We start from the raw sequence: 17,050 nt of genomic DNA on the forward strand, positions 1-17,050 counted from the left end.
ACTCAGCGGTCAGAGCCTGACGCCCCGTCAGCATTTATGGACGCAATGATCTCCCCATCAGACAAAAAATCCGCCAGCAGAAGATCCACCATGCGCCCGTAGCTCTTAACACCGTCCGCCTGCCGGTTGGTCTTCAGATAGGTATCATTGATCTGATCCGCGGTGTCGTTGACTTTCCCCTGATAAGGTTTCCAAAAGGCACTATAGGCTTCCAGATCCTTGCTCAGGCCCTCACCGTAGCGCTGCCTCAGCACGACATAGGCCTCCGGATCTTCGCGGTAAAGCGCATTGGTGGCATGGATCAGCGCCAGCAAGGTCCCGGAGTATTGAAAGTCCGCATCCGGATGACTCATGCAGGCGAGATATGCAGCGTAGTTGGCCTCATCTTCTCTGGCTATGCCCATTTGGTGGGCTTTTTCATGCATAGCGTTGGCTGGCAGCAAGAGGTCCGGCACGCGGCTGTTGACGTTGGCTTCGCCGGTAAACGGCATAAAGATCCCGGTTATACCCGTGTACAGCATTGCCTCAGACAACCAAACTGCCTTGGGAGGCCCCCAGCGCCCGCGAAAAATTGCTTTAGCCTCGCCGAGCGGTTCATAGCCAAGCACTGTTCTTGAAAACACAGCTTGTCGATCAGATGCCAATTTCATGACACCCTCATCATTCGTGTGCTGGATAGTCCTCAGTTCATTGGCCTGATCCACCAGCAGCTCTGAAAGCGCGTAGAGCTCCTCCACCGCATAAGGCCTGACTTCCAGGCCGATGGTCACTGCAAGGGGCTGCCGGCTGTAATTGAACCCCCAGATCATCATAAACAAGACATAAACAGCTGAAAGATACACCGCTGCCTGATAAAGCAGCTTCAGCGCGCCACCCTTTACCAGACGAACCGCAAACAAAATCACCATCATAAACAAGGCAATCCCATGCACCACGAACAAAATTTCTGCCAGCGAAAATGGCAATAGCCCAGTCGCAGTACTGATCCCCTGCATCATAACCTTTTGCACAGAACCGGCATAATATTTTTCGAGTACTTCAGGATGCCGCTCCAGCCAGTGTCCCAGCCCATAAAAAACGGGGACCATCAGGATCCAGATCAGGCTCTTGGGAAGGTTTTTTAAACGAAAAAGGACGTCTCTCACAGGGTTTCACCTCTTCTGAAACCATTGTATGAGACGTCCTTTCCCGCGTCAAGGGATCGAAACTTTTTGAATTATTTTGTCGGATCGTTGAGCACGCCAATAAAGAGAGGCGTGGCAGTCTCTGTATCCAGAATGGCATAGACGAAAGGTCTGTCAAAGCTGATGGCTTCATCGAACATTGGCATAGAGGTCAGCGAGGCTTCAACGGAGGTTACTGCGGCTGCTTCCGTACCTTTTTCATCCGCACGGATAAAGGTCTTGTGCTGAACTGCGCTGACAAACAAATCTTTTGCCCGGCTTGGCTGCATCAGTGAAAAGTCCGCTTCGCCAGGAACAAAGGCTTTACCCATGCCAAGCTTTTCGAGTTCATCCAGAAGGCTGTCCTCATACTGAGTTTCGAATTTAGGGAATGACAGGTCGACAGATTTTGAGGTCGCCGTTTCCATGAAGGCTTTAAATTTTTCAGGATCCATGTTTTGGATCCACGCTTCAGGACTCATGCCCTCTTCCGGAAGAATTGCCAGCATAGCCATTCTCGGATTCACATAAGGCATTATTATCCCTTTTCCCAAGTCGTTTTCAACAACCTCCAGACTCATGAGTTTGTGCATGAAGTCTGCCTCCCTGCTGCCTTCAGGGGTCTCAAACGGCTGTGGAAAAGTATTTTCTGCCGAGAACTGTGTCTGCCAGTCCGCCTTGAAATAAATTGCGTTGATGAGATACATTACAACCGCCGGATCGATTTCATCCACTATTTGATCGATCGTCTCACGGGTGGCTTCACTTACCCAATTGTTGATGGTTTTTGGAGCATCCGGATTATCGAAGTCCAGACTTCGAACGGCCGCTCCAAAATAGTCGGCATTCTTCTGAAGAAATTCAGAATCTGCTTCAAAGCCTTCTCTGAGCCAGATGCTGTTAGCAATGGTCAGGGTGAATGCCTCGCTTTCAGTGGATATGACTTTAAGATAATTGCCCGCAAAAGTATTGACGATTTCCGGCGTCAGATCCGAGGCTGACAGCGCCTCCATCATGGCGGTTCGAGTCTCCCCATCCGCGCCGTTCAAGGTCATGGCCAGCGCCAGATAAACGGATACCGGCGAAATCATCCTGTTCTCCTGATCCTCCGGCATAGCCTGGATTAACTTCCATGTAAAAGCGTTCAGGCTGTCGAGCACTGCCTGATCCTGCTCTGCCGTTTGACCTGCCGGTGTTTTTGGCACCACGCCTTCCATCAAATCTGTGCCTGATGATGTATTCGCCGGCAAGCCACAGCCTGTCACAATCAGAGATAATGCAACCAGAACTGCTGTGAGTTGCCCCAGCTTCCACTTAAATTGAATTCTCATGAGATGTCCCCTCCTCTATGGTCAGTCGCTTGGTTATATAATTTATACCCATAAGACGTCATACAGAGGAAAAGGGTTCCTTGTATTAATTAAACCCTACAAAATCTCATTCACCACTTGCATCATCTCATCCGCACTGCTGACGGACTTCGTGCTTAGCTGATAAGCCCTTTGGGTCATCAGCAGCTGTGTCATTTCATCCAGCAGGCTCACATTAGAGCGCTCAAGGCTGTTCGATTTGACCGTTCCAAAGGCACCTGGGGTCTCCAAACTGGTGTAAAGCGCATTCTCATCTGCCGGTCTGAAGCTGCCCTCTCCTGTGGCTGCCAGACCATTCCCATGATTTGGGACATCAAAGAGGATCAGCCTGCCCAGGGATCTCATTTCACCGGTCGAAGCCTCCTTTTCCAGCAACTCCCCGGACCCGCTCAGTGTCAATTGATCCCGCTTCCAATTTGTCGGATCCGACGTCAGCTCGAGCGCCGCCAGGCGGCCGGAAGCGTCGATTAAACGTCCGTCCTCCTGAAGTTCAAAGCTCCCCTGCCGCGTCAAAGTCAAAGCGCCGGCCTGATCTCTGACACCAAAATAACCCGCTCCGTCAATGGCGAAATCAAAGAAATTGGGTGAACTCATCAAAGCGCCTTGATGGTTGGATGTAAAATCCCGCAGCGCACGCACTCCGCCGCCGCCTCTCAGGCGATCTTCAGCCACCTCTGCAACTGCAACGGAATCAGATTGCATAGCCATGCGGATCTCTTCCGCAAAGGCGGCGTCAGACCGTTTATAGCCTGTCGTTTCAACATTGGCAATGTTCCCTGACAGTCGACTCAGACGGTGCTTTTGCGCCATCATGCCGCTTCTTCCAATTTCAAGCATTTTATTCAAGTTGTCGACCCCTTCCAGGCTAACTGACCAATTATCACCTATACTTTGCCAATCTCATTGACAGCACGATTCAAGGTTTCGTCCAGCGTGTTCAAAATTCTCTGCTGCGTTTGAAGCAGGCGTCCCGTCGACATCATGTCAATCATGGCTGTTGTACTGTCGACGTTGGAATTCTCTTTCATTCCCTGTCTGACCGTTGTCCCCTCGACCTCAACCAGATTTCCTTGTGCCAATCTGACATAGCCACCATCGAGCACTTCCAGGCCCGCCTCTTCTCCGACAGGAAGATCGTAAACCGGTATGCTTCCCACCACACTGCCGAGATCCTGAATGATCTCCCCGGAGGCCCTGACTGTCAGAACTTCCCCCGGTGCGGATCTGATCGTTCTGAGCGCACCTTCAGGTGTCCTGGTGAGCAGGCTGTACCCGGATTTATCCACCCAAACGCCTTCCTGGTTCTGATGCAGCTCGCCATTTCTGGAATAGACAACACCTGCAGGGGTTTCAAAGCTGAAAAATCCTGAACCCTCCAGGGCAAGATCCATAGTGTTTCCGGTTTCCACCAACATGCCCTGGGACCACTGCGTCTCTATCCCGGAAACCCTGACACCCATGGGCATGGTGCCCAAGACGGCTAAGCCCCCGCCCGCGCCTGAGGCGTGATTGACGAACACCTCAGAAAACGAGGCTTCCGACACCAACGCCTGTGCCTTATACCCCGCTGTTTCCACATTAGCGAGATTATTGGCATGGGTTTCCTGTTTTTTTTGCTGCACCAGCATGCTCATAGCGGTCTGATACACGGAACGGATCATTTAATGTGCCTCCAATCTCTATTCTATGATTTCGACGACAACGGCTTATAAGCTGATCTTCGTCAGCACTGCCCCAAGCAGCATGCCCAGACCAAATGTCAGTACTGGCAGACCAGGAATCAGCCTGATTTTTTTGATAAATTGAGAAGTAATTGGACTTCCCCCTTATGCATCTTCATTTTTTTCGCAATGTCTTCAAGAGTTGTTCCCCGTTCAGCGAGTCTGACAATTTGCTCAAGCTGGGTCTGATATTGGTCTGCAACGGGTTTATCGCGTTCTTTGGCTGAAGGGTTTAATGACACGCCTGCAGACACTGCATTAGAACCAGCCAAACTGCTCATCACGACGTCCAGCTTTTCTTCCATGCCTGCCAACCGTCGTTCCATACGCTTCATAATTAAACTTTCCATAGTCTCAGTCACTTCTGTCCAGTCCTTGGACTTTTCTGAAATTGAAGGTTCCTGACCATTTGCCGCACTGTCTTTTTTCTGCATGACCATTCTCCAGCCGCCAAATGCTGCAATTCCAGACGCAAATCCAACAATCCACCAAAACATAATTCTACCTCCAGGCTTCTAGTGCTATTCTCAGAGCCATTAAGGCCCGGGTGTGCAGCTGTGACACTCTGGGCACAGAAACCTCCAAAATGGCCGCAATGTCCTTGAACGACAGGGATTCAACATAATAGAGCTGCAGCAGCAGCTGGTCCCGCTCCTCAAGAGTCACTAAAGCAGACTTCAATGCTTCGCTCAGCGATGCCTTCATCATGACCTCTTCCGGTGATGGCGTATTCTGTGCCACTAAACGCTCCTGAAGACTTGGTCCTGAGCCAGAACCAGATCCGGATTCGTCATCAAACAGGATCTCCTCAAGCGAAACCGCAGGAAGCGCCGCCATAGTCTGAAAAATTGTCTTTTGTTCTTTATCTGTCAGATTGAGATAATCACAGAGCTCATCGTCACTCACTGATCTCATCAAGCGCTGTTCCATCAGCGCCTTTTCCTTATAGAAAGCCGAGAGCGCCGCCATCTTCTCCTTGGAGAAGTGCCCCGCTCGTCTCAAGGTGTCCGTAATGGTGCCTCGAATTCGGACACCCGCGTAATATTCAAAGGGGACCCCAAGCTGAGGCTGGAAACGGTCTATGGCATCCATGAGTCCCAGGACGCCCACTTGAATCAGGTCCTCTCGGTCAAAGTGGATCCCATTGTAATGCATTTTATTCACCGCTTTATGCACCAGGGGCAGATGACTCACAATGAGCTGCTGCCTGTCTATTTGTGTCGTGATCTCCAAACCGGCGCTCTCCCTCCTGAATCAGTACACTTTAACTGACCAAAACACGTCGTTCGCTTCCAATCCGCATTATTTCATCTCAAGTTTTCGATTCTGTCTGAGCTTCGCAAACACATAATGCACTATTTTATCCTGAAGCTTAACCGGCAGAGACTCAAATTGAATCCCGTAGCTGAATTCCCTTGTTTGAGCTGTATTTATCAAGGCACGGTGCTTGACTATGCCCGTGACACTCACGGATTCGCTGTCCAGTTCAAAGCTGATCAGGATTCTATGACTGTTTGACAGTTTAGAGGTGGTGTTCAATTTGATCCCGCCTGCGCTGAGATCGGTGATCCACCCTTCAACCATCGGCAGACTTTGTATTAAAGCATTTCTCTGAAGTTTAGAGCGCTGTTCAATCTCATGGAATCGCACTGGCAGATTCACCGCGATTCTTACATTCTGCCTGCGCTGAATCTCTCCAAGAAACGACACTACGTTCAGGCAATAGAGCGGCACGTCCTCCACGGCGTAGCGGCAGACAGAGACACGCAGCGCATAGATCCGGTCTGAACCATAGACCAGGATCTTATAGGGGATTTCTACATCCAGAAGGCGCTCCTTGCCGTTTTGAACAGGCACACTCACAAGAATGCCCAGTCCGTCAGAATCAAGCCCTGACCCGGCGCTGACCACAGCTTCCCTTATTTCAATAAAATCTTGAATCATGCTGGCCGCCGCGGTGTGGTCAGGCATGATAAACTCGACTTTCTGATTCAGTTTAAGTCCGGCTTTCCATTTTTCCTGCACACGCCTCACCTACCCTAACTGCCAAAAATTCTCACAAAACGATGCATGACTTCACTCAAGGTCCCAAAGTTTGCGGTCACAGCTCCACTTGAGAGCCGCTCGCTAATTTCTCTGATGTTTCTCGAGGCTGGCGCGTTGGGATGCACCAGGCTGAAAGGGGTTTGCCTGTGAACCGCCGCCTTCACCTTTGGATCCGACACCACATAACCCAGCAGCTCCATTTGAATATTCAGAAAGGTGCCTATGACCTTGTTCAGATGCTCATAGGTTTCCTGTGCCTCTCTGCGGCTGCTGACCTGATTGACGATCAGCTGAATTCTTGGTTTGATTTCATAAATGGACAAAATCTTAATCAGACTGTAGGCATCTACCATGGCGGTCGGTTCAGGGACGGTCACGAGCAGCACTTCGTTGGCTACCGAGACAAAGGACAGCAGTTTCGCATCTATGCCCGCTCCAGCGTCAATGAAGACGTAGTCATAGCGGCCGGTGCCTATAAGCCGGCTGACGAAGTCCTGAAGCTCGTCTTCCCTGTTGTCACCCAGACTCATAAATCCACTGCCTCCGGGTAAAATCTCCAGCCCTGGTTTGTATTCCACCAAGATGTCCTCAATGCTTTTTTGCGTTTCAAAATAATCGAGCAAAGTGTGTCTGCTCATGACACCGGCCAGAATGTCCAGATTGGCCATGCCCAGGTCGCCGTCGATCAAAAGGACACGCTTTCCAGCCTGATTAAGGGCAACCCCCAAATTCAGGGTTATATTGGATTTGCCTACGCCGCCTTTTCCGCTGACCACCGCATAGACACATACTGTCGATGCCGGTTTAAACATTTTAAGCTTGAGTTCATGGGCCTGATCCTTCATAGGATTTCGTCACCGCCATGTAGATATGACATAAGCGCTTTGGCGTTTGCCCGGAGAAGATCATCCGGTACATTTTGCCCGGTTGTCACATAGGCAAGAGGCTCCTCCAGACGGCGCACATAGGAAAAGAGCCTGGTCTGACTGTCCATCTCATCCAGTTTGGTCAAAATAGTCCGGTCAATCCCAAGGCAGCGGTAGGCCTCAAGTGATTTCTCAAAAATTTCATGATCCAGGGTCGCCGGAAGAACAACGACTTTGCAAAGTCCTTCCAGTTCATTCAGGTAGCGGCGAATGTCGTCAATTTGAGCCTGATTTCGGTAGCTGGTGCCCAAGGTGTCTATCAGGACCAGATCGCAAGTCTTGAGCAGCTTTTGATAAGCCGGCTTCATTTCCGCAGGTGTCGTCACGGTGATCATGGGCAGATCCATAATATCGGCATATTTCTTCAGTTGGTCCACCGCGCCAATTCGGTAGGTATCCATTGTGATCAGGCCAACGCGTCTGGACAGATTGAGCTTGGCATCCGCGGCAATTTTGGCTATAGTCGTGGTTTTTCCCACCCCTGTGGATCCCAAAAACGCCACTGCACTGCATTCCGTGATGCCCGAATAATCTATAGTCTCAAGTATTTCTCGGATAAAGTGCTCTATCATGAGTGACTTGAGTTTGGAATCCTCCATATGCTCTAAGCGGTTCACCACTGAATAGCGTCTGAACTTTTCAAGGCTTTCAAGCTCTCTGATCAGGATGGCATCAATCCTCGCCTCCCACTCCAGTGCAATTCTTTCACCACTCTGCGCAGCCCTGTCCTCCAAAACGGCATTTGTCGGATGTGCGCCTCCGGCTCTCAGATTTGCCTCCAAGCCTCTCTGAACGGCAGCGGCACCAACTCTTGATTCCTTTTTCACCGGCCTGTTTTCCACTGCCATGGTCACTTCAAGGCATCTGGGCTGGAAGTAGCCCCTGATCCCCTTCTGTCTGACCAGCTTCTGTGTCAGAAGGATCGCGTCCTCCCCCAGCGACGCTTTTCCGCGTTCAAAGGCTTCCGCCATATCACGAACAATATATTTTTCAATAATCATGCTGATCCACCATCCCTACTGCTGCAAGTTCAACTCTGTGGTGAATCTCACCCAGAGAGAGGACAGGCACCTTTGGCAGGCTGCCCGATATCAGATTTTTGAGTGCTGCTCGAATTCTAGGCGAGGTCAAAATGACCACCTGATCTGCGCTTAGACTTCCAATCTCCAATTGCGCCTGAAGATCGGAGATCAGCTGTGACGAAATGTCCGGTGAAAGCGCCGGAAAAGAGCCCTGCAGGGACTTTTGAATATGGCTGTGAATCAAATCCTCCAGTCTTTGACTGATCGTGATCACATGCAGCTTGCCGTCCGAAGCCTGCCATTTCCCAACAATGGCACGGCTGAGCCCATGACGGACATATTCGGTCAGCACCTCCACATCCTTGGTCATGGTGCCGTAATCCGCCAGGGTTTCGAGAACCGTGCCCAGATCGTTAATCGCGACACCCTCCCTGAGAAGATTCTGGAGGATTTTCTGTACCTCGCCCATTGTCATAATCCCAGGAATGAGTTCATCTATAACGACACTGTACTGTTCCCGAACCTCTTCCAGAAGTTTTTGAACCTCCTGTCGCCCAATGAGTTCATCTGCATGGGCAAGGATAGTCTCCTTCAAATGGGTGACCAGAACGGTTGTAGGATCCACCACCGTGAAGCCGTGGAGCTCAGCGCCAGCCTTCTCAGCGGCTTCAATCCAGAGTGCCTTAATCCCAAAGGTAGGTTCAACGGTCTCAATGCCATCCACCATAAAGGTGCCGCTCCCCGGGTCCATCACCATGAGGCGGTTCGGGTAGACCTCACCCTCCGCTATAGCGGAGCCCCTGAGGAGAATTTGATAAGCATTGGGCGCCAGCATCAAATTATCGCGAATGCGAATAGGAGCCACGACAAAGCCCATTTCTGCAGCGCACTGCCGCCTGACCATCAGAATCCGCTCAAGCAGATCGCCGCCCTCCGTGGCGGTGTCCACCAGCGACAGCAGTCCATACCCAATTTCGATGGCCAGAAGATCCTTCTGCTTCGCCGTCACCTGAGTATCCGCAGCCGGACGGGACTCCGCCACAGCCCGCGCTGTCATAGCCTCAGATTCAGAGGTCGCTTTATCCGCCTCTTTTTTCATCATCTGCCAGCCCATGAGCGCACTCACCCCCGCCATAAACAGAAACGGAAGCGTCGGAAACGCCGGTACCAAGCCAAAGGAAAACAAAACCACCGCTGAAACCATCAGGACTTTGGGCTTGGAAAACAGCTGATTGCCCAGGTCATCCCCAAGTCCGTCCACGCTTGCAGAGCGCGTGACCAAAATACCAGCCGCCACGGAGACCAAAACCGCCGGCACCTGAGAGACCAGACCATCGCCGATGGTCAGCCGCCCAAACCGGTCAATGGCTTCGCCAAAAGGCAGTCCCTTTTGTCCGACGAAGATGGCTATGCCGCCAATAAAGTTGATCAGTGTAATGATGATCCCCGCCATGGCATCCCCTTTGACGAACTTGGAGGAGCCGTCCATGGCACCGTAAAAGTCTGCTTCTCTCTGAAGATTGAGTCGCCGTTTTCTGGCTTCGTCCTCCTGAATCATACCGGCGTTGAGATCAGCATCAATAGCCATCTGCTTGCCGGGCATGGCATCCAGGGTAAATCTGGCGCCGACCTCTGCGACACGGGTCGCGCCGCTGGTGATGACTACCAGCTGAATGATGATGATGATGACAAAGACGACCGCGCCAACGACATAGCTGTCACCAGTTACAAAGCTTGCGAAAGCTTCAATGACCTGGCCGGCATCCCCTTGTCCCAGAATCAGCTTGGTACTGGAAAGATTAAGGCCCAATCTGAAGAGCGTCAGCAGAAGCAGCAAGGTTGGAAACGCTGAGAACTCAAGGACATCCCGGGTGAACAGTGTCAGCAGCAATACGGTTACGGACAAGGAGATGTTGATGACGAGCAGGAAATCCAGAATTCCCGGCGGTACGGGAAGCAAAATGATGCTGATGATCCCAACCACGGCAAACGCCAGGAGGACATCTGTGTGTCTGCCAAGTCTGCCCATCCAATTTTCAGATCTGAATTCCATACCGGTTCACCTACTTTCGTTTGTCTTTCTCCTTATAAATCATGGCCAAAATTTCCGCCATAGCCTGGTACAGCACAGCTGGAACCTCTTGGCCGAGGTCGATCTGCTTGTACATCTGCTGTGCCAGGGGCTTGTTTTCTATCAGTGGGATGTTATGTTCCCGGGCAATCTTCTTGATATTCTCCGCGACTCTGTCCAGACCCTTTGCTATGACCACCGGTGCTTTATCCCGCGTTTCGTCATAGCGAATGGCAATGGCATAGTGTGTCGGATTGGTAATGACTACGGTCGCTTCCGGCACCTGCTGCATCATGCGCTGCTGAGCCAGCTGCTTCTGTTTCTGCCGTCTGAAGGACTTGAAAAGCGGATCACCCTCCATGGACTTGTGCTCTTCTTTGGTCTCCTGTTTGGTCATTCGCAGAGACTTTCTGAAATCATACCGCTGGTAGATATAGTCCGCGACACCAAGAATCAGCATTAGGACCGCCACATTGATCAAAAGGTTTCCCAGCAGGGACTGAAACAGGCCAAAAAGCTTTCCCGTTTCCATGGCTGAGGCACGCAGCAGATCTTTCAACTGACCCGTCAGCGTGTTCCACATGACCAGTCCCACCAGCGCAAGTTTTGCCAAATTTTTCAGGAGTCCCACAAATGTCTTCTGAGAGAACATGTTCTTGAGCCCACTCAGCGGATTAAGGCGTTTGAAGTCTGCCTTGAGGGGCTCAAAGGTCAGCAGCATTCTGGACTGAAAGAAGCCTGTGATCAGCCCCACTGCCATCATGGCCAGCGCGATTGGTGCAGCCATCAGTGCCCCTTCTGTTATATACGTCTTTAGAAGCGTGCCTGCCGCCGGCCCAGCCAGATCTGGCTGCATGCGAAACTCAAAGGCATTTCTGAACATGGTCAGAGAATGTTCGTAAAGCAGGGTGAGAAACACCATCAAGAAAATGGCTATAACCCCAAGTGACATGGCCGCGCTGAGATCCTGACTCTTGACGATCTGGCCTCTCTTCCGGGCGTCCTCCAGCTTCTTTTGGGACGGGGCTTCCGTTTTGCTGTCCTTGTCCGCGCCCTCTGACATAAACATGAGGTTGGGATAAGCGGATGTACAAGCTGCTGCGAGAGCAGGCTGACAGGTAACCATCGGCAAACCAAAGTTTTCTAAGGGATTTAATATTTTATGTTGGAAACGCAGCATCCACGCATTCAAAGACAGGGCTCCTTAAACATTTTAATGAGGCTCCCCAGCCGGCAGCCACTTTCGCAGGCGGCTCAGGCGATCCTCTGAATCCACTGCTCCAGGTAGAGGCTCATGTCGCCAATGACCTTGAGCAGGCTGTGGAGCAGCACCGGCAGCCCCATCATGGAGAAGACCAGACCAATCAGAGTCTTCAGGGGCATGCCCAGCATCAGGACATTTAGAGAGGGGATCGTCCTGGACACCAGGCCCATGACCAGGTCTGTCATTAACAGGACCAGCAGAATGGGCACCGCGATCTGAAAGGCTATGGCAAAGAAAATGGAAAAGGTTTTTAAAATCCAGCCCATGCCCGTGGTCAGTGAAAACGCCGCACCCAGTGGCAATACCTCAAAGGATTTGTATAAGGCACTCAGAATGAGGTGGTGAGCATCCGTCACGAAGAGGAGCACGAGGGCGGTCATGGTGTACAGTCGCCCCATGATGGCCTGGGTCATGCCGGACATGGGGTTGTAAACGGCACTTATGGAGAAGCCAATCTGAAAGTCGACGAGCTGGCCGGCCATCTGAACAGCTGAATAGACAATTTGAACGACGTAACCCATGGTGAGTCCCATGAGTATTTCTCTTAAAGCGTAAAGGAGATAAAGGGCGTCTGCCAGCTGCGGCAGGACAACGCCGGAGAATGAAAACACATAAATACTGAGACTCAGGACCACCGTCAACAGGACTTTCAAGGTCATGGGGATCCCGCGACTTGAAAAGAGCGGCGCTGCTGCCACAAAGCCACCGGTTCTGAGCAGAATCAGAAGGAGGACCTGAAGATGAAACCCTGCCGGAAACAGCATTACTTTACCTCCGCGATCATGAGGAGGATCCATTGGGTGAAGCTGACGAGGGTACTCAGCATGAAGCTGCCAAAGACTATGAGGCTGAGAAAGACGGCGGCCAGTTTGGGGACAAAGCTGAGGGTCTGCTCCTGAATCTGGGTGGTGGCCTGAAGGACGCTGATCACGAGACCAATCACCAGTGACACCACCAGGACGGGCAGTGAGACTTTGAGGATCGTCAGCAGTGCTGTGTTGAAAACATCTAGAACGAGTGCTTCAGTCATGGCCGCCTCCTACATGAATCCTTCGACAATGGAGGTCACCACCAGGTGCCATCCGTCCACCATGACAAACAGCAAGAGTTTGAAAGGCAGTGAAATCATCACCGGCGGCAGCATGAACATACCCATGGACATCAGAATGCTTGAGACGACCATGTCAATGACGATAAAGGGAATAAAAAGTAAAAATCCAATTTGAAAGGCCACTCTCAGCTCGCTGATGACAAATGCCGGTGTCAGCGTCGTCAGCGGAACGGCTTCCGGGGTTTCAGGCTCAGCGCCCGAGAGACGGATGAAGAGTGCAAGATCCTTCTCTCGGGTGTGCTCCAGCATGAAGCGCTTCAGCGGCACTGCGGCGTTGTCCAGCGCCTGAGTCTGGGTGATCTGGCCTGCCGTCAGGGGCTTTATGGCCTTGTCGTTGATTTCCGTATAAACTGGCGCCATGATGAAAAACGTCAGGAAGAGCGCCAGGCCTATGATCACTTGATTCGGCGGCGCCTGCTGAGTCCCCAGGGCACTTCGCAGAAAAGACAGCACCACGACAATGCGCGTAAACGCACTGGTTAAAATTAGAAAAGAGGGCGCCAGACTGAGTAGAGTCAGCATAAGCATCAGTCCTAAAACGCCAGTGGGCCCACCTCCGCCTTCAATGCGGAGGGCGTTGCCAAGATCGACTTCCAGTGAGGCGGCGTAAGCTGGATTTGGGTCGGCGGTCATGGCCATGAGCATGATCAGACTGACGAAGAAGGTGATTTTCATGAGTGAGGTTTTTACTGCGACGTCAGGACGCCGAGGGCAGTTAAGCAGTTCTGATTTGTTTCTTACAAGTAGCTTCATGCGCTGCGCCTCACTTTGGCAAGTGCGCCGGATAACACTTCCTTAAACCGGTCAGTATCCCCTGGGATTGTTTCCCGGGTTTTGATTTCCTCTGCAGTCATGTCCCGAATCAGTATCATGTTATGGTCAGTCCCAGCCATGAGATGGTAAGATGCGCCCGCTTTTATGATGTAAAGAAACTGATTTTTACCGAGCGCCTTTTTCTCCAGGACTTCCAGGTTGGCACTCATGCCGGCTCTTGCGGACACAGAAGCAGTCATCCTCAAACTTAAATAGGCGAGCAGTACCACCACCGGCATCGCCAGGATCAATTTGGCCACGCTGGCCCAAAACGTCAAATCTGACATGAACTTCCCTCACATTACTTTTTCATTTTTATTGAATCAGAAAATCCGAAAAATATAAGCTGTGGACGACCTCACGCCCGAAGATCAGATTGATTTGGTCGAGAAGATCCAAGCGGATAATCTCAAGGTTACCGGCGTCCATGATGTCATTTCTGGATAGTCCTCTGAGATACTGAATCACCACATCCCGGATCTGTGGGGTGCTTTGACTTATCAGCGCTTGATCCTTGCTTTCAAAATAAGATAGAACCACAGTGGCTTTAAGATAATGCATGGCTCTGTCATCCTTCAGATTCACCAAAAAGCTTTCTGCCGGCATCATGAGCTCCACCTGGGGTTTTTCGATCAGTCTCTGAAGTCCAAAGGGTAAAGCACCTGTGTTCACATAATAGACACCCAGGCCGGTGCCGGCGGCCATTATGAGGATTAGAAACAAAATCAGCAGGATCTTCTTTAATCTCCCAAGGCGTTTTTGGGGGACGGCTCCACCCTGAGGCAGTTCTTGTGCTTTAAGACGTGCTTCCATAAGTACTACCTCCTGATTCCTGTTCGAGAATAATCAACAGATTGACCCTTCGGTTCAGCGCTCTGTTTTCAGGTGTGTCATTGGGCGCGAGAGGCTGAAATTCTGCAAAACCAGCAGCTTTGAGGCGCTCCGGCGCAATACTGTGTCTCTGGATAAAGTAGCGTGCCACCTGTACTGCACGGTCCACGGACAGCTCCCAATTGGTAGGGTACTTGCTGGTCCGGATAGGCTGATTGTCTGTATGTCCCTGAACTTCGATATCTTTATCTATGGTCTGAAGTAATCGCGCCATGGTATCCAGAAGCGTCTGTCCTTCGTTTTTAATATCCGCGCTCCCGGATTCAAAGAGTACCGCTTCACTGATGTTGACGAGGACGCCCCTGGCATTGTATGTCACTTCAATGTCAGCGTTCAGCCCGTTTTCTTCAATAAAATCTTTGATGGTCTTGTACATCTCAATGATTTCAGCGTTGAAATCAGGCTGTTCCACCGGATTTGGAATGGGCTGCGGCACAACGGGATCAAAGGGCATGCTGTCAGCGCCAGAGGGGGTTTCATCGAAAATCATGGTGGAAGGATTTCCGGAGAGCACAGACTGAAGTGAGGCGGCAGCTTGTCTGAACTTCGCCTCACTGACCGTGGAAATCGAGTATAACAAGATAAAAAATGTCAGCAGGAGTGTCATTAGATCAGAAAAAGTGACAATCCATCCGCCTGAAGGCTTCTCATTGAGTTCAAATCTTTTATTACGTCGTCTTCCCATGTTTTTACGCCGCCTCAGCTTGCAGCTTCATTTGGACATACGCCTTGCGTTCCTTCGGATTGAGGTAGGTCAGGATGATCTCTTCCAAAACTCTTGGGTTGGTCCCCGACTGAATCTCCAGGATCCCGACGACGATCATCTCCCTGCGGTAAATTTCCATTCGCGTCTTAATTTTCAGATTGGTGGCAATTGGAATCAGCACCAGGTTGGCAAAGAATGATCCATAGAATGTCGTGATGAGGGCTACGGCCATACCCGCGCCTATGGCAGAGGCATCTTCCAGCTTGGCCAGCATGACGATCAAGCCTATGAGTGTCCCAATCATTCCAAATGCGGGGGCCAGTTCCCCCCAAGTGGAAAAGATATCCTGGGCGATTTTGTGTCTGTCCTGGGTGGTTTCTATCTCAATCTCCATGACATTTCGAATCACTTCTGGCTCCATGCCGTCGATGACCATTCGGATACACCGGACGATAAAGTCATCCTCAATATCTTCTAACTGGTCTTCCAGCGCAAGTAGCCCGTCTTTTCGGGCTTTTCTCGACAGTTCAGTAAAAAGTTCAACCAGATGGAGGAGATTGGCTTCCGAGTTCTCTGTGATTTTTTTCAGCGCCGCTGGCATGGTCTTTAAGTCCTCCAGCGGATAGCTGATGGCAAGGGCACATAGGGATCCAAAGAGGGTGATGACCAGGGAGGACAGGCTCCAGAAACTCATCAGATTGCCGGACATGGCTATGGAGATCAATACCAGTGTTACCCCGGCAAACATGGCGATCAGTGGAAACATATTTTTCTTCATGTTGTCGCCTCCGTTCGAATCACTTTGAACATCACACCTACGGATTTTTGGTACTCCCTGATTTTATCGACGACGTCATCGGGGGTCTCGCTGACGCGCAGCTTGTTGCCGTCGGTTAAGGTGATCAGGGTGTCCGGCACTTGATCAATTCTATACACCAGGATTTCATTCAGATAAAAGGTTTCCCCTTTGAGGGAGGTCAATCGGATCATTTGGGATCACTACCTTTTCAGATTCAGAAGCTCCTGAAGCATCTCGTCAGAAGTCGTTATGGTTCTCGAGTTCGCCTGATAGGAGCGGCTCGTGATGATCATTTCGGTAAATTCGTTGGCCAGATCGACGTTGGACATCTCCAGGTAGCCTTTGCGGATGATGCCGAAGCCGTTGACGCCTGAGGTGCCAAGGTTTGGAACCCCTGAGTTCTGGGATGCCGCATAGGTATTTCCGCCCTTTTTGTCGAGGCCGCCTGGATTGGAAAATCTGGCGACGACCAACTGTCCCATTTCGTATTCTTCGCCATTGCTGTAACGAGCTTTGATCAATCCCGTGCCGTCGATGGTATAGGAGACCAGCTCCCGATTCTCGTCTAGTTTATCCGGTATAATGATGGCCGAGAAATCAGAGTCCTCTGCAATAGCTGGTATAGGACTGTCAGTAAATACGACACTATTATCATCTGACAAGGTGACGTTGCTGATCCCCATGACACTCATTCCGTTTAAATTCAGCGTGCCATTGCTGTCCCTTTGGAATGACCCATCTCTCGTGTATCTGAAGGCAAAATCACCTGCCGGATCCATAGCATCCGACACAATAAAAAATCCATTCCCCTCAATGGCGAAGTCCAGATCCCTGCCGGTCGGCTGAAGCGCGCCATTGCTCATGACGGTGGAGATCTTCCCCACGCTGACGCCCAGTCCCACCTGCTTGGAATTGATGCCGCCCAAACCGCCATCGATTGGCGCCTGCCCCGTGCTTAGAGTCTCACTGAGAAGGTCCTGGAACTGCGCAGCGCCGGATTTGAACGCCGTCGTGCCAACGTTGGCTATGTTGTTGCCTATGACGTCCATTTTCGTTTGATAGCTTCTCATCCCGCTGACACCTGAATACATGGATCTTAACATGGATACAACCTCCTGATTTTGGGTTGGACGCCGTCTGTCGGTCG

20 protein-coding genes are annotated in these 17,050 nt (G+C 51.1%); all 20 read right to left on the bottom strand.

What is annotated here, in order from left to right; genetic code table 11:
• Positions 1-2: 2 nt before the first annotated feature.
• Entirely contained in the window at positions 3-1,145 is a 1,143-nt protein-coding gene (locus AC4PHM_RS07505) for a DUF3810 domain-containing protein (RefSeq protein ID WP_492020284.1), read from the bottom strand.
• A 71-nt stretch (positions 1,146-1,216) separates the two neighbouring features.
• Complete coding sequence (locus AC4PHM_RS07510; RefSeq protein ID WP_492020285.1) at positions 1,217-2,494, bottom strand: serpin family protein; 1,278 nt, start codon at positions 2,492-2,494, stop codon at positions 1,217-1,219.
• Positions 2,495-2,590: 96 nt separating this feature from the next.
• The gene (locus AC4PHM_RS07515; protein WP_492020485.1) at positions 2,591-3,370 is read right to left on the bottom strand and encodes a flagellar hook-basal body protein; all 780 of its coding nucleotides are present in this window, start codon (positions 3,368-3,370) and stop codon (positions 2,591-2,593) included.
• Positions 3,371-3,417: 47 nt separating this feature from the next.
• Positions 3,418-4,194 (bottom strand): flagellar hook-basal body protein, encoded by a 777-nt coding sequence (locus AC4PHM_RS07520; RefSeq protein ID WP_291405611.1) that lies wholly within the window; start codon positions 4,192-4,194, stop codon positions 3,418-3,420.
• 119 nt (positions 4,195-4,313) lie between these two features.
• Positions 4,314-4,751, bottom strand: coding sequence for a DUF6115 domain-containing protein (locus tag AC4PHM_RS07525; protein WP_291405614.1), 438 nt, complete (start codon positions 4,749-4,751; stop codon positions 4,314-4,316).
• Between the two features lie 4 nt (positions 4,752-4,755).
• Positions 4,756-5,487 carry a sigma-70 family RNA polymerase sigma factor gene (locus tag AC4PHM_RS07530; RefSeq protein ID WP_291405616.1) on the bottom strand — a complete coding sequence of 244 codons (732 nt, stop codon included), beginning with the start codon at positions 5,485-5,487 and terminating at the stop codon, positions 4,756-4,758.
• Positions 5,488-5,556: 69 nt separating this feature from the next.
• On the bottom strand, positions 5,557-6,279 hold the full coding sequence (locus AC4PHM_RS07535; protein ID WP_492020286.1) for a flagellar brake protein: 723 nt from the start codon (positions 6,277-6,279) through the stop codon (positions 5,557-5,559).
• Between the two features lie 14 nt (positions 6,280-6,293).
• Positions 6,294-7,145 (bottom strand): MinD/ParA family protein, encoded by an 852-nt coding sequence (locus AC4PHM_RS07540; protein ID WP_291405620.1) that lies wholly within the window; start codon positions 7,143-7,145, stop codon positions 6,294-6,296.
• The gene (locus AC4PHM_RS07545) at positions 7,142-8,227 is read right to left on the bottom strand and encodes a flagellar biosynthesis protein FlhF (protein ID WP_291405622.1); all 1,086 of its coding nucleotides are present in this window, start codon (positions 8,225-8,227) and stop codon (positions 7,142-7,144) included. The genes AC4PHM_RS07540 and AC4PHM_RS07545 overlap by 4 nt, the downstream gene beginning before the upstream one ends.
• Positions 8,217-10,301 (bottom strand): flagellar biosynthesis protein FlhA, encoded by a 2,085-nt coding sequence (gene flhA, locus AC4PHM_RS07550; protein WP_492020287.1) that lies wholly within the window; start codon positions 10,299-10,301, stop codon positions 8,217-8,219. The genes AC4PHM_RS07545 and flhA overlap by 11 nt, the downstream gene beginning before the upstream one ends.
• 10 nt (positions 10,302-10,311) lie before the next feature.
• Entirely contained in the window at positions 10,312-11,511 is a 1,200-nt protein-coding gene (flhB, locus tag AC4PHM_RS07555) for a flagellar biosynthesis protein FlhB (protein WP_492020288.1), read from the bottom strand.
• 62 nt (positions 11,512-11,573) lie between these two features.
• Positions 11,574-12,347, bottom strand: coding sequence for a flagellar biosynthetic protein FliR (gene fliR, locus AC4PHM_RS07560; protein ID WP_492020289.1), 774 nt, complete (start codon positions 12,345-12,347; stop codon positions 11,574-11,576).
• Positions 12,347-12,613 (bottom strand): flagellar biosynthesis protein FliQ, encoded by a 267-nt coding sequence (gene fliQ, locus AC4PHM_RS07565; RefSeq protein WP_291405628.1) that lies wholly within the window; start codon positions 12,611-12,613, stop codon positions 12,347-12,349. The genes fliR and fliQ overlap by 1 nt, the downstream gene beginning before the upstream one ends.
• 9 nt (positions 12,614-12,622) lie before the next feature.
• Positions 12,623-13,447: a flagellar type III secretion system pore protein FliP gene (gene fliP / locus AC4PHM_RS07570; protein ID WP_291405630.1), complete on the bottom strand. Its 825-nt coding sequence runs from the start codon at positions 13,445-13,447 to the stop codon at positions 12,623-12,625.
• The gene (locus AC4PHM_RS07575) at positions 13,444-13,794 is read right to left on the bottom strand and encodes a flagellar biosynthetic protein FliO (protein WP_492020290.1); all 351 of its coding nucleotides are present in this window, start codon (positions 13,792-13,794) and stop codon (positions 13,444-13,446) included. Before AC4PHM_RS07575 ends, fliP begins: the two co-directional genes overlap by 4 nt.
• A gap of 28 nt (positions 13,795-13,822) precedes the next feature.
• On the bottom strand, positions 13,823-14,320 hold the full coding sequence (locus AC4PHM_RS07580; protein ID WP_291405634.1) for a flagellar basal body-associated FliL family protein: 498 nt from the start codon (positions 14,318-14,320) through the stop codon (positions 13,823-13,825).
• Positions 14,304-15,083 carry an OmpA family protein gene (locus AC4PHM_RS07585; RefSeq protein ID WP_492020291.1) on the bottom strand — a complete coding sequence of 260 codons (780 nt, stop codon included), beginning with the start codon at positions 15,081-15,083 and terminating at the stop codon, positions 14,304-14,306. The genes AC4PHM_RS07580 and AC4PHM_RS07585 overlap by 17 nt, the downstream gene beginning before the upstream one ends.
• Positions 15,084-15,087: 4 nt before the next feature.
• Complete coding sequence (locus AC4PHM_RS07590; RefSeq protein ID WP_291405638.1) at positions 15,088-15,882, bottom strand: motility protein A; 795 nt, start codon at positions 15,880-15,882, stop codon at positions 15,088-15,090.
• Entirely contained in the window at positions 15,879-16,094 is a 216-nt protein-coding gene (locus tag AC4PHM_RS07595) for a flagellar FlbD family protein (protein ID WP_492020292.1), read from the bottom strand. Before AC4PHM_RS07595 ends, AC4PHM_RS07590 begins: the two co-directional genes overlap by 4 nt.
• A gap of 9 nt (positions 16,095-16,103) precedes the next feature.
• Positions 16,104-17,006: a flagellar hook-basal body complex protein gene (locus tag AC4PHM_RS07600; RefSeq protein WP_291405642.1), complete on the bottom strand. Its 903-nt coding sequence runs from the start codon at positions 17,004-17,006 to the stop codon at positions 16,104-16,106.
• Positions 17,007-17,050 lie beyond the last annotated feature (44 nt).

It is taken from the genome of Acidaminobacter sp. QWL-03 (assembly GCF_058683855.1).

Coding starts and splice junctions, on each gene's coding strand:
- AC4PHM_RS07510 (WP_492020285.1), bottom strand. CDS start 2,494: ATGAGAATTCAATTTAAGTGGAAGCTGGGGCAACTCACAGCAGTTCTG.
- AC4PHM_RS07515 (WP_492020485.1), bottom strand. CDS start 3,370: ATGCTTGAAATTGGAAGAAGCGGCATGATGGCGCAAAAGCACCGTCTG.
- AC4PHM_RS07520 (WP_291405611.1), bottom strand. CDS start 4,194: ATGATCCGTTCCGTGTATCAGACCGCTATGAGCATGCTGGTGCAGCAA.
- AC4PHM_RS07525 (WP_291405614.1), bottom strand. CDS start 4,751: ATGTTTTGGTGGATTGTTGGATTTGCGTCTGGAATTGCAGCATTTGGC.
- AC4PHM_RS07540 (WP_291405620.1), bottom strand. CDS start 7,145: ATGAAGGATCAGGCCCATGAACTCAAGCTTAAAATGTTTAAACCGGCA.
- AC4PHM_RS07545 (WP_291405622.1), bottom strand. CDS start 8,227: ATGATTATTGAAAAATATATTGTTCGTGATATGGCGGAAGCCTTTGAA.
- flhA (WP_492020287.1), bottom strand. CDS start 10,301: ATGGAATTCAGATCTGAAAATTGGATGGGCAGACTTGGCAGACACACA.
- fliR (WP_492020289.1), bottom strand. CDS start 12,347: ATGCTGTTTCCGGCAGGGTTTCATCTTCAGGTCCTCCTTCTGATTCTG.
- fliQ (WP_291405628.1), bottom strand. CDS start 12,613: ATGACTGAAGCACTCGTTCTAGATGTTTTCAACACAGCACTGCTGACG.
- fliP (WP_291405630.1), bottom strand. CDS start 13,447: ATGAAGCTACTTGTAAGAAACAAATCAGAACTGCTTAACTGCCCTCGG.
- AC4PHM_RS07575 (WP_492020290.1), bottom strand. CDS start 13,794: ATGTCAGATTTGACGTTTTGGGCCAGCGTGGCCAAATTGATCCTGGCG.
- AC4PHM_RS07580 (WP_291405634.1), bottom strand. CDS start 14,320: ATGGAAGCACGTCTTAAAGCACAAGAACTGCCTCAGGGTGGAGCCGTC.
- AC4PHM_RS07585 (WP_492020291.1), bottom strand. CDS start 15,083: ATGGGAAGACGACGTAATAAAAGATTTGAACTCAATGAGAAGCCTTCA.
- AC4PHM_RS07590 (WP_291405638.1), bottom strand. CDS start 15,882: ATGAAGAAAAATATGTTTCCACTGATCGCCATGTTTGCCGGGGTAACA.
- AC4PHM_RS07595 (WP_492020292.1), bottom strand. CDS start 16,094: ATGATCCGATTGACCTCCCTCAAAGGGGAAACCTTTTATCTGAATGAA.
- AC4PHM_RS07600 (WP_291405642.1), bottom strand. CDS start 17,006: ATGTTAAGATCCATGTATTCAGGTGTCAGCGGGATGAGAAGCTATCAA.